The following is an 11,070-nucleotide window of genomic DNA, read 5'->3' as shown; positions in this document are numbered from 1 at the left end:
TAGTGAGCGGCAGCCAGGTGCGCTCCTCGCCGGGGAACCCGGCGGTGAACCCTTCCGTGGCGCGGATGATGATCGTCGCCCGAACGGTGCCGCGGTCGGTCGCAACGCGGCCCTTCTCGAAGCCGGTGACGGAGGTGCCCTCGAAGATCGCAACGCCGAGGTTCTCCACCACCCGGGCGAGGCCGCGCACCAGCTTGGCCGGCTGCACGCGGGCCATGTTCCGGATGACGAAGGCGCCCTTCACGTCGGCGATGCGGATGCGCTTTGCCGCTTCCTCGGCCGAAAGCATCTCGATCCTCTCGGCCGGCATCTGCCAGTCGAGATAGAATTGGTATTCCTCGCGGGCCCGGTCGAGCTGCGGCCGGTTGGTGGCGACGGTGAGGTTGTCGACGCGCAGGATGTCGGCGTCGATGCCTTCCGCCTCCGTGACGCGGATCACCTCGTCCACCGTGCCGGCCATGGCGCGCTGCATGTCGATGACGGCGCCGCGGCTCGAGGTCTTGAGGTACTTCTCCCGCGACCAGCCGAAGCCGCCGGAAAGCCACCCGCCGTTGCGTCCCGAGGCGCCGAAGCCGGCGAATTCGCGCTCGACGACGACGATGTTAAGGGAAGGATCGGCCTTCTTCAGGTAGTAGGCGGTCCAAAGGCCGGTGAAGCCGGCGCCGATGATGCAGACATCGGCCTCGCGGTCGCCGGGAAGGGCCGGGCGCCTCTGCGGAATGCCGCCGATATCGGCATACCAGAAGGAGATGTTGCCGTTGGTCTTGACGTCCATGGGATGTGCTTTCGGTTCAGGTCAGCGTCATGTCGGCGCTGGCGTCGTCGGGAAGAAGGATGAGATCGGCGGGCGAAAAGGCGATGTCCACGGCATCGCCGATCGAGAAATCGGGCACGCCGAGCGGGCTTCGCACGACGGCGACCGTGCCGTCCGTCAGCCGCGCCTCGTATTTCGAGCCGGAGCCGAGATAGATCGCCTCCGAAACCGTGCCGGACAGGCGGTTCTCGCCGGCGACGGCGTCGGCTCCGGGGCGCTTCAGCCCCACGCGCTCGGGCCGGAGCAGGATGACGGGCCGGGCGTCGCCCGGAAGGCGGCCATGCGCCACGACCTTCTGGTCGCCTATGGCCATCACCGTGTCGCCGCCCGAAACGTCGGCCATGCCGCGCAGCACCGTGGATTCGCCGATGAAACGGCCGACGAAGAGCGTCGCCGGATGGTCGTAGAGCTCGCGGCCGGTGCCGATCTGCTCGATACGGCCGCCGTTGAAGACGGCGATGCGGTCGGAGAGCACCAGCGCCTCCTCCTGGTCGTGCGTGACGTAGACGAAGGTGGTGCCGAGCTCGCGGTGGATGCGCTTGATCTCCAGTTGCAGCCATTCGCGCAGCTTCTTGTCGAGCGCGCCGAGCGGCTCGTCCATCAGGAGAAGCGGCGGATCGAAGACCAGCGCCCGGGCGAGCGCCACGCGCTGCTGCTGGCCGCCGGAAAGCTCGGCCGGGGTATGGTCGGCCCACGGCACCAGTCCCACCTTGTCGAGCGAGCGCAGCGCCGCGGCACGGCGGGACTTGGCGGTTTCGCCACGATAGAGCAGCGGCAGTTCGACATTCTCCACCGCGCTGGTGCGGGCGAGGAGATTGAACCCCTGGAAGACGAAGCCGAGATAGCGCCGCCGCAGCAGGCTGCGCTGGTCGCGGTCGAGCGCCTGGACCTCGACCCCCCGGAACCGGAACCGTCCGCTGCTCGGCACATCGAGACAGCCGAGAATGTTCATGGTGGTCGACTTGCCCGAACCCGACGGCCCCATCACGGCGACGAAATCGCCTTCCTCGATCGTCAGGTCGACGCCCTTCAACGCCTGGAACGCCGCCGCCCCTTCGCCGAAGGTCTTGGTAATGCCTTCAAGTTCGATCAGCGGGGCCGCGCTCACTGGGCGGCGGCCTCCACTCCGACCACGACCTTCATGCCGGCCTTCAGTTCGGCCGAACGCACTGCGGTGACCCGCCCGTCGCTCTTGCCGGTGATGACCTCCATCGGTTCGAGCGTGCCGTCTGCCATCAGCACGTAGATCTGCTGGCGGCTGCCTTCGCCGATGGTCGCTTGCTGCTCGTTCCTGCCAAGGCCGATCTCGGGGTTGAGGACGCCGCCCTCTTCTTCTTCGGGCGCGTCGGGCTCGAAGCGCAGCGCGCTGTTGGGGACGAGCAGCTGCTCGCCGGTCTTCTCGGTTGCGATCGTCGCGGTGGCTGTCATCCCCGGACGCAGCAGGCCGTCGGGATTGGCGACCGAGAGCCGCGCCTCGTAGCTGACCACCGAGGTTTCGGCGCCCGCCGCGGCGGCAGTGGCGCCCGATTGCTGGGCGGTGTTGGTGCTGGCCTGATCGACCCGTTCGACCAGCGCGGGGAAGCGGCGCCCGGGATAGGCATCGACGGTGAAACTCGCCCGCTGCCCTTCGTTGACCTGCCCGACATCGGCTTCGTCGACCTTCACCCGCAGCTGCATCGCGGACAGATCCTCGGCGATGATGAACAAGGTGGGCGTGTTGAAGCTCGCCGCGACGGTCTGCCCCGGCTCGACCTGGCGGGCCAGCACGATGCCCGAGACGGGCGAGCGGATCACCGCCCGGCCCTGCTGGGTCACCGCGGTATCGAGCTGGGCCTGCGCCGCACGGACGTTCGATTCGGCCGAGGCGACGGCGGCGGTATCGCGGCGCACGGCAGCTTCGGCCTGTTCCAGTTCGACCTGGCTCGGCACGCGGCCGCCCGAGGCCCGGAACACGTCGCGCAGCCGGCGCAGCTGCGCCTGGTCGACGTCGAGCGTGGCGCGCGCCTGTGCCACCTGTGCGCGGGCGGCGTTGACGCTGGCCTGGCCCTGGGTGATCTGATCGCGAATGGTGTCGGTATTGATGATCGCCAGCACCTGGCCCTGCGCCACCCGGTCATTCACATCGACCAGCACGCGGTCGATCCGGCCGGATACCTCGGACCCCACCTCGACCTGGTTGGTCGGGCGCAGATTGCCGGTGGCCGAAATCGTCAGGTCGAGCGAGCGGCTGGCGACCGTTTCGGTGATGTATTTCGGGCCTTCGTCCCCCGCCGCGCAGCGGGCGATCAGCAGCGCCAGCCCCAGGAGGATCAGCGCCGGCAGCCAGAACTTCATCGTCCGCTTCCACCGCGGGCGCGGCTTGGTGCCGAGGAAATCTTCGATCGTGTCCTCCTCGCGGATCGAGGGGGTGGCGGCATCGTTCATCGGGAAGCTTCCGTATCGGCGGTGAGGATGATCGGTGGGGGATTGACCAGAAAGTCGATGTCCGTCGGGCTCCACCCGCCACCCAGCGCCTGGGTCAGCCGGATGAAGGCATTGGCGCGCTCCGCCTCGGCGGCGGCATAGGCGTTGCGGGCAGAGAGCAGCTGGTTTTCGGCCGTCAGCAGGGTCTGGAAATCGATCAGCCCGGCCTGATACTGGCTGCGCGCGAGCAGAGCAGCGGTATCCGCGGCATCGCGCGCCTCGTCGAACAGCGCGACCCGCTGGCGCGCGGCGACCAGTTCCGCGCCGGCGGTGTCGACCTCTTCGAGCGCGACAAGGATCGTCTGTTCGTAGCCGGCTAGCGAGCCCTGGGCGACGGCTTCGGCGATATCCACCTGGGCGGCAAGGCGTCCGCCATCGAAGATCAGCTGGCTCAACCCGGCGAACAGGTTGCCGGTGATGGCATCGAACAATCCGCCGAGCCCGAACGAGGCGGTGTTGATGTTGCCGGTAAGCTGGACCAGCGGGAGCAGCTGCGCGCGCGCAAGGCCGATACGGGCCGTGTCCGCGATCAGGAAGGCTTCGGCCTGGCGCACGTCGGGCCGGCGGCGGAGCACCGCGGCGGGTATCTCGCGTGCGAAGGCGGTGGGCGGGGCGGGGATCGGTGCCGCCTCGGCTTCCAGCAGTGCGAGCACCCGGCCCGGAGGTTCGCCGATCAGGGTGGAAATGGTATTGGCGCTGGCGGCAAGATCGCTCTCGAGCGCCGGGATCGTCGCGGCTGTCTGGGCACGCTGGGCACGGGCCTGTTCGACATCGAGGCTGGAGACCAGCCCCGCCTCGCGCCGCCATACCGCGATCTGGAGGTTGTCCTCCTGTACGGCGAGCGTCTGCCGCGCGATCGCGAGCTGCACCGCAAGGGCGCGGGCCGACACCGTGATCTGCGCCACCTGCCCGACGATCAGGCGCTGCACGTCGCCGAGGCCGTACCCCGCCGCCGCCAGACCGGCGCGCGATGCGGCGACGTCATACCCCACCCGGCCGAACAGATCCGCCTCCCAGCGCACATCGCCGCCGATGGAGAAGGAAAAATCGTCCGCCGCCCGGTCGCCCACGTCGCGCCCGATGCCGGCATTGCTGTAGATGCTGGGCAGATACCCCGCGCGGGCCTGCCGCAGCCCGCCGCGGGCCTGCGCCAGCCGCGCGGTCGCCACGGCAAGATCGCGGTTCTGCGCCGCCGCCTGCGCCACGAACGAGGACAGCAGCGGATCGCCGAGCGCATCCCAGTAGCGTTCCACGTCGAGCGGTTCGCCGGGTTCGCCCGCCTGCCAAGCCTCCGGCACCGCGATCGCCGGCTGCGCGCTGTCGATCGCGCCGCGCCCGGCACAGGCCGCGCACAGGGCCACGCTGCACAGAGCGATCACGATACGCGGCTTGATCATTGTCCCCCGACCCTTTCCCGCCCTCTCATATTGTAATTCCGCGACAAGAAAAGAGCCATCCGGCACGATCCGCATATTTACTGACCGGCTTTGCGCAACATCGTTTGCCGCAAAGGGGCTTCGACCGGGCTCGCAGGCGCATTGAACCGGGCTGTGCGAACCCCTACAAGGTGGCAAATCGAAACGGAGAGCGCGACAATGACCACCACCCTCACCAGCGAGAGCGGGCAGGCCGACCGGGCCGGCCTCAAGACCTATGCCAACCTCATCGGGGGCAAGCTGGTCACGACGCAGGATACGCTCGAGGTCGTCAACCCGGCGAACGAGGAGGTGATCGCCCGCGTGCCGGCCTGCGGCAAGGCTGAGCTCGATCAGGCAGTCGCCGCCGCGCGCGAGGCGTTCAAGAGCTGGCGCAAGACCGCTCCGGCGGAGCGACAGAAGGTCGTCCTTGCCATCGCCGATGCCATCAAGAGCAATGCTGATGAACTTTATCGGCTGCTGACCAGCGAACAGGGCAAGCCCCATCAGCAGGCGCAGATGGAGATCCTCGGGGCGGCGGGGCTGTGCAAGGCGCAGGCGGGCCTGACGCTGGACGATGTCATCAATCAGGACGACGAGACCCGCCTCAGCCGCACGCGGCGGGTGCCGGTGGGCGTCGTCGGCGGAATCGTGCCGTGGAACTTCCCGGTGATGATGGCGGTGCAGAAGATCGTCCCCGCCCTGATCGCGGGTTGCACCATCGTCCTCAAGCCCTCGCCCTTTACGCCGCTCACCACGCTCAGGATCGCCGAGCTGATCAAGGACGTGGTGCCGGCGGGCACGGTCAACATCATCACAGGAGAGGACAGCCTCGGCCCGCTGATCACGCAGCACCCCGATATCGACAAGATCACCTTCACCGGCTCCACCGTGACGGGGAAGAAGATCATGGAGGGCGCCAGCGCCGACCTCAAGCGCATCACGCTGGAGCTGGGCGGCAACGATGCCTCGATCGTGCTGCCCGATGCCGATGTCGAGAAGGTGGCCGAGCAGCTGTTCTGGTCGAGCTTTTCCAATGCCGGGCAGATCTGCGTTGCGGCCAAGCGCATCTATATTCACGAGGACATCTACGACGATCTGTCGAAGGCGATTGCCGACTATGCGCGCCAGGTGAAGGTCGGCGATGGCAGCCAGCAGGGCACCGGCGTCGGCCCGATCCAGAACCGCAAGCAGTTCGAGCGGGTGTGCGAGCTGATCGAGGACGCCAGGGACAAGGGCTACAAGTTCCTCACCGGCGGGGACGTCGATCCTTCCGGCACCGGCTATTACGTGCCGATCACCATCCTCGACAATCCGCCCGAAGATGCGCGGATCGTGGCAGAAGAGCAGTTCGGTCCGGTCATGCCTTTGATGAAGTTTGCGACCATCGACGAAGCGATCGAGCGCGCCAATGCTTCCGAATACGGCCTTGCCGGCGCGGTATGGAGCAAGGATACCGACAAGGCGGTGGAGATCGCCGAACAGCTCGAGACTGGGACGGTGTGGATCAACGAATACCTGCACATTTCCCCGCTGGCGCCGTTCGGCGGGCACAAGCAGTCGGGCATCGGCGCGGAATACGGGATCGAGGGGCTGAAGGAATTCACCTATCCGCAGGTGATCACCGTCAAGCGCGACGCGAAGGTGTAGTCCTCAGGCGCGGCGGCGGAACGGGGTGACGGTGGGCGAGAGGCCCGCCAGCGCCCGGGCAAGTTCCGTCGTCACCTCGAAGCGGGTAGCCAGGGTCGCCGCACTGTTGAGCCCGATCGCCAGCCGGTAGTTGCCGGGCGTGATCGCGAAACGTCCGTCCTCGTCGAAGCGGCCGATCATCGGCGCATCGATGGTGAACTGAACCTCGGCGCTTTCGCCAGGGTTCAGCGTCACCTTGCGGAATGCGGCGAGGCGGCTGGCAGTCCGCCCTTCCGCGCCGTCGTCATCGTCGCGGGCAAGGTAGAGCTGGACCGTCTCGGTCCCGGTAAAGCGGCCGACATTGTGCAGCCGTGCGGTCGCCATCGCCTCGCGGCCATAGGTCGGCACTGCGAAGTCCGACAATTCGAATTCGCCGTAGCTCAGGCCATAGCCGAACGGCAGGCCGGGCCGCTCCCCTGCGTCCGGCATTGTCAGCGGCAACTTGCCGCCCGGCGCCGATGCTCCGGTCAGCACTTCGGCGATGGCCGCCCCGCTCATGGTGCCGAGCTGGCCGGCGTGGAGCACGCAAGGCAGCGGTCCTTCGCCGATCCACGGGTCAACCGGGAGGGTGCCGGTGGTGACGAGGACCAACCGCGGGTTCGCCCTGTACAGCGCCTGCAACAGCGCGGCCTGCGCCTCGCCCAGTTCGCCCGGCCGGCCGCTTTCCCCCACGACCAGCACCACGGTATTGGACCGCCGCGCCGCCTCGCTGGCCATGGCGATGGCGATGCGGTCGGCCTCGACCATGCTGTCGAGACCGGTATCCTCGCCGCGCAGCGCCAGACCGGCGACGTATTTGTGCGCCACGCCCAATTGTTCCAGCCCGTCGATAATGCTCACCGCCCGCCCGGGTCGGCCGGCAAGGGCGCTCGTCCGGTCCCCGGCGGCGCTGCCCACGACAAGGATGTCGCCCGCATCGGGGCCGAGCGGAAGGAGGGCGGGGTGATTGCGCAGCAGCACCGGTGACCGGCGCGCCAGCACCATCGCCCGCTCGCGGTGGGCCGCCGTGGTGGCGCCGCTGCGGGTTCCGCGCGGTTCGTCCACGCCCAGCGCGCGCCCGAACAGGCCCAGCGCATATTTCGCCCGCAGGATCCGGGCGACCGCATCGTCGAGCCGGGCCTTGGCGATATGCCCGGCCTGCACCGCGCTGATCAGCGCATCGACCGAGAGGTCCTCGAAGGTCATCCCGCCGACCGCGCCTTCGGCATTGGCTGCCAGGCGTTCCCATTCCGACAGGATGATGCCCGAAAAGCCGCCCGGCCCGCGCAGGAAGGCAAAGGCCGTGTCCATCGCCATCCGCGCCCCGCCCGACAGGCGGTCGAACGCGATGACACCGAGGTCGCCGGTCCGCAGCAGGTCGCTGGCAAGGGCAAGGCCGTCGCTCGCCTTGCGCCGGGCGCGGGCCTGTTCGCGCAAAAGCAGTCCGGCAAGGTCAAGCGTGGCGAGGATACCCGATTGCGCCGCGCCTGCACCTTGCAGGCCGCGCACCCGCGCCGCGGCGATCTGCGCCGCCAGATGGATGTCGTTGCCGAGCGACTTGGACACATCGGGACCGGCCGCATCGGTGAAATAGATTTCCGGCGACAGCGACCAGTTGAGGCCGTGAAGCGCCGCTTCGTCAGCCACCATTCCCTCGCCCTCGGCGATGGCGTCGAGGTCCCAGCTGCAGGCAGCGGCGAAATGGGTGGGCAGCAGGGTGTCGAACCCGGTATCGGTCTCGTCCGCGAACAACAGCGGGATGCCGAGGCGCGAACGCTCGGTCGCGATCTGCTGCAGGGCATCGGCCTGTTCGAGCGAGGTGATCCCCCGGACCGTGCCGACGCGCCCGTCGGCCAGTTCGCGGACCAGCGCATCGCTGGCGGAATGGCCCGCCTGGGACTTGACGTGATAGACGCCCAGCTGGCCGGCCTTTTCCGGCAGCGACATATGCGCCAGCAGGTCGCTCACCAGCCGCTCGCATTCGGGCGAATGGAAGGTGCGCATCATGGCGCTGGCCTGCAGACAAGGGCGGCCGGCGATGCACCGGGGGCGGCGATCTGCATGGCGGAACCTCCCTCGTACCCACGGCGCCGATCAGGCGCGGCGCTGAATGCCGGGCGGGCCCATCCCGCCGCGGTCACGAGAATCCTGGGAGAAAATGGTTAACGCGAGGTAACCACGATCGCGGCCATGCGGCGGATCGAGTGTTCAATCTCCGTTTACAGATATAAAAATGTCTTTATATGCGGCTGCCCGTGCGTACCGAGATGCTCTTCCGCGCCCTTGCCGACCTTACCCGCTTGCGGGTCCTGCGGCTGCTTGGGGAAATGGAGCTGTCGGTCGGCGAACTCGCGCAGGCGCTTGGGCAGAGCCAGCCGCGCGTCTCACGTCATGTGGGCATCCTGTGCGATGCGGGCTTGGCGGAACGTCGCCGCGAAGGCAGCTGGATCTTCCTGCGGACCGCCACCAGCCACGGCTCGCTCGGCCCCGAGGTGGCGGCACTGCTCGCCCGGGCCGAATCGGTCGACGACGCCTTTGCCGACCAGTGCGAGGCCGACCGGCTTAAGCTTGCGGAAATCCGGGCCTGGCGGGAAAGCCAAGCGGAAACCTATTTCGCCGATCATGCGCATGACTGGGACGAGCTGCGGCGGCTGCACTCGTCCGAGGAATCGGTCGAGGCGGCATTGTCTTCCGCGCTGGGGGAAAGGCCGCTCGGCCGGCTGCTGGACACCGGCACCGGCACCGGGCGGATGGCCGAACTGTTCGCGATGCGCGCGGACCATATCGTGGCGCTCGACAAGAGCCTTGCCATGCTCCGCGTCGCCCGGGCGAAATTGCAGCATCTGCCGCCGGGTCAGGTCGAACTGATGCAAGGCGACTTTGCCGAACTGCCTTTCGCGGATGAAAGTTTCGATACCGTCCTGTTCCATCAGGTGCTGCATTTCGCGCAGACGCCCGCCACCGTGCTGGCCGAGGCTGCGCGGGTGATGCGGCCGGGCGGGCGGATCGCCATCGTCGATTTCGCCGCGCATCAGCGCGAGGAACTGCGCGAACGCCATGCCCATGCCCGGCTGGGCTTCGCGGACGAGCAGATGGACGATCTCCTTTGCGCGGCCGGGTTCGCGCCGGCCGCCCCGGTTGCGCTCGATGGCGGGGAACTGGTGGTCAAGGTCTGGCTGGCAGCGCGGCCAGCGACCGCTTCCGCTTCGCCTTCCGCTACTCTGGGAAAGAAAGTCTCGTGACCCCTACGCTCGACCAGATGCGCGAGGCGCAGCGTGCGCTCGAAGGTCCGATGTTCGCCCGGCTCGGCGGCGATATCGAGGTGAGCTTCGAATTCTTTCCGCCCAAGAACGACCGGATGGCCGAGACCCTGTGGGACAGCGTGCAGACGCTCGCCCCGCTCGCCCCGCGCTTCGTTTCGGTGACCTATGGCGCAGGCGGATCGACCCGCGAGCGCACCCATGCGGCGGTGCGCCGCATCGTCGGCGAAACCGCGATGCCGGTCGCCGCGCATCTCACCTGTGTCGATGCGACGCGCGAGGAGGTCGACCAGGTCGCGCGCGAGTACTGGGCCGAAGGGGTGCGCCACATCGTTGCTTTGCGCGGCGATTCGCCCGATGCGGCGCAAGGCTATGCCCCGCATCCCGGCGGCTATGCCAATGCCGCGGAGCTCATAGCCGGGCTGAAGAAGGTCGCCGATTTCGAAATCTCGGTCGCCGCCTACCCGGAAAAGCACCCGGATTCGCGCGATCATCAGGCCGATCTCGACAATCTGAAGCGCAAGTTCGACGCCGGGGCCACCCGCGCAATCACCCAGTTTTTCTTCGAACCCGAATGTTTCTTCGAGTTTCGCGACCGTGCCGCCGCCGCCGGGATCGCGGGCGAGATCGTGCCGGGCATCATGCCGGTGAGGAGCTTCGCGTCGGTGCGCAAGATGAGCGGGCTGTGCGGCACTGCCATTCCGCACTGGATGGAAGGGCTGTTCGAGGGGCTCGACGAACGGCCCGAGGCGCGCCAGCTGGTTTCCGCCACCATCGCCGCCGAATTGTGCCGCCGGCTCTATGCGGGCGGGGTCCGGCAATTCCATTTCTACACCCTCAACCGCGCCGAGCTGAGCTATGCGATCTGCCACATGCTCGGCCTGCGCCCCAAGGTCGCCGCATGAGCAAGAGAGACGCGTTCGAAGCCGCCGCCGCCCAAGCCATCCTGATCAAGGACGGCCCCTACGGCACCGAGATCCAGCGCGCCGGGCTGTCGCCTGCCGACTATGGCGGCAATACCGGGCTGGCGGCTGACCAGAAGGGCAATAACGACCTCGTCAATTTGACCCAGCCGCAGGTCATCCGCGCCATCTGCGACAGCTACATCGCCGCCGGCGCGCACGTCCTCGCCACCAACACCTTCAACGCCAACCGCATCAGCCAGGCGGATTACGGGGCGGAAGGCCTGGTGCGCGAAATCAATGTTGCCGCCGCCCGGATCGTTCGCGAGGCGGTGGGCGAGGCGAGCGCGCGGGACGGGGTGCCGCGTTTCGTGGTTGGCGCGGTCGGGCCGACCAACAAGACCCTCTCGCTGTCCCCCGATGTCGAGGATCCGGGCTTCCGCGAGGTCGATTTCGACACGATCGTCGACGTCTATCGCGAACAATGCGCCGCCCTGATCGAGGGGGGCGTGGACTTCGTCCTGGTCGAGACGGTGTTCGATAACAAC

9 protein-coding genes and 1 pseudogene are annotated in these 11,070 nt (G+C 67.9%); 4 read left to right on the top strand and 6 right to left on the bottom strand.

Annotation, left to right across the window (positions count from 1 at the left end):
• The 5 genes and pseudogenes from ACHFFA_RS06125 to ACHFFA_RS06105 form a co-directional block, all read right to left on the bottom strand.
• Positions 1 to 775, bottom strand: a 775-nt coding sequence (locus ACHFFA_RS06125; protein WP_394269956.1) for an NAD(P)/FAD-dependent oxidoreductase, incomplete at its 3' end; no start/stop codon positions are given.
• A gap of 16 nt (positions 776 to 791) precedes the next feature.
• On the bottom strand, positions 792 to 1,127 hold the full coding sequence (locus ACHFFA_RS06120; protein WP_394269958.1) for a TOBE domain-containing protein: 336 nt from the start codon (positions 1,125 to 1,127) through the stop codon (positions 792 to 794).
• Positions 1,128 to 1,229: 102 nt separating this feature from the next.
• Positions 1,230 to 1,922 (bottom strand): annotated as a pseudogene (locus tag ACHFFA_RS06115) (ABC transporter ATP-binding protein); the annotation flags it as partial.
• Positions 1,919 to 3,238, bottom strand: a complete 1,320-nt coding sequence (locus ACHFFA_RS06110) for an efflux RND transporter periplasmic adaptor subunit (protein ID WP_394269955.1) — start codon at positions 3,236 to 3,238, stop codon at positions 1,919 to 1,921. The pseudogene ACHFFA_RS06115 and the gene ACHFFA_RS06110, both read right to left, overlap by 4 nt.
• A complete protein-coding gene (locus ACHFFA_RS06105) occupies positions 3,235 to 4,674 on the bottom strand; it encodes an efflux transporter outer membrane subunit (protein WP_394269954.1) in 1,440 nt (479 codons plus the stop codon). Before ACHFFA_RS06105 ends, ACHFFA_RS06110 begins: the two co-directional genes overlap by 4 nt.
• A 198-nt stretch (positions 4,675 to 4,872) precedes the next feature.
• Here ACHFFA_RS06105 and ACHFFA_RS06100 point away from each other — a divergent pair, with 198 nt between their 5' ends.
• On the top strand, positions 4,873 to 6,342 hold the full coding sequence (locus ACHFFA_RS06100; protein ID WP_394269953.1) for an aldehyde dehydrogenase family protein: 1,470 nt from the start codon (positions 4,873 to 4,875) through the stop codon (positions 6,340 to 6,342).
• 3 nt (positions 6,343 to 6,345) lie between these two features.
• On the opposite strand, the gene ACHFFA_RS06095 is transcribed toward ACHFFA_RS06100, so the two are convergent.
• Positions 6,346 to 8,367 carry a glycoside hydrolase family 3 C-terminal domain-containing protein gene (locus ACHFFA_RS06095; protein WP_394269952.1) on the bottom strand — a complete coding sequence of 674 codons (2,022 nt, stop codon included), beginning with the start codon at positions 8,365 to 8,367 and terminating at the stop codon, positions 6,346 to 6,348.
• 248 nt (positions 8,368 to 8,615) lie between these two features.
• Here ACHFFA_RS06095 and ACHFFA_RS06090 point away from each other — a divergent pair, with 248 nt between their 5' ends.
• The 3 genes from ACHFFA_RS06090 to ACHFFA_RS06080 all read left to right on the top strand — a co-directional run.
• Entirely contained in the window at positions 8,616 to 9,602 is a 987-nt protein-coding gene (locus ACHFFA_RS06090) for an ArsR/SmtB family transcription factor (RefSeq protein ID WP_394269951.1), read from the top strand.
• A 17-nt stretch (positions 9,603 to 9,619) separates the two neighbouring features.
• Positions 9,620 to 10,525, top strand: coding sequence for a methylenetetrahydrofolate reductase [NAD(P)H] (metF, locus tag ACHFFA_RS06085; RefSeq protein WP_394269957.1), 906 nt, complete (start codon positions 9,620 to 9,622; stop codon positions 10,523 to 10,525).
• Positions 10,522 to 11,070 (top strand): homocysteine S-methyltransferase family protein (locus ACHFFA_RS06080; RefSeq protein WP_394269950.1); only part of this gene is annotated, 549 nt, incomplete at its 3' end. The genes metF and ACHFFA_RS06080, both read left to right, overlap by 4 nt.

Origin of the sequence: Qipengyuania sp., assembly GCF_043423005.1 — a bacterium.
Taxonomy (GTDB): Bacteria; Pseudomonadota; Alphaproteobacteria; order Sphingomonadales; family Sphingomonadaceae; genus Qipengyuania.
This window is presented reverse-complemented; position numbering and strand designations above follow the sequence as displayed.

Bases quoted from the DNA above. Each gene is read 5' to 3' on its own strand.
- ACHFFA_RS06105 (WP_394269954.1), bottom strand. From the start codon at position 4,674: ATGATCAAGCCGCGTATCGTGATCGCTCTGTGCAGCGTGGCCCTGTGC.
- ACHFFA_RS06120 (WP_394269958.1), bottom strand. From the start codon at position 1,127: ATGGCCATAGGCGACCAGAAGGTCGTGGCGCATGGCCGCCTTCCGGGC.
- metF (WP_394269957.1), top strand. From the start codon at position 9,620: ATGCGCGAGGCGCAGCGTGCGCTCGAAGGTCCGATGTTCGCCCGGCTC.
- ACHFFA_RS06110 (WP_394269955.1), bottom strand. From the start codon at position 3,238: ATGAACGATGCCGCCACCCCCTCGATCCGCGAGGAGGACACGATCGAA.
- ACHFFA_RS06095 (WP_394269952.1), bottom strand. From the start codon at position 8,367: ATGATGCGCACCTTCCATTCGCCCGAATGCGAGCGGCTGGTGAGCGAC.
- ACHFFA_RS06100 (WP_394269953.1), top strand. From the start codon at position 4,873: ATGACCACCACCCTCACCAGCGAGAGCGGGCAGGCCGACCGGGCCGGC.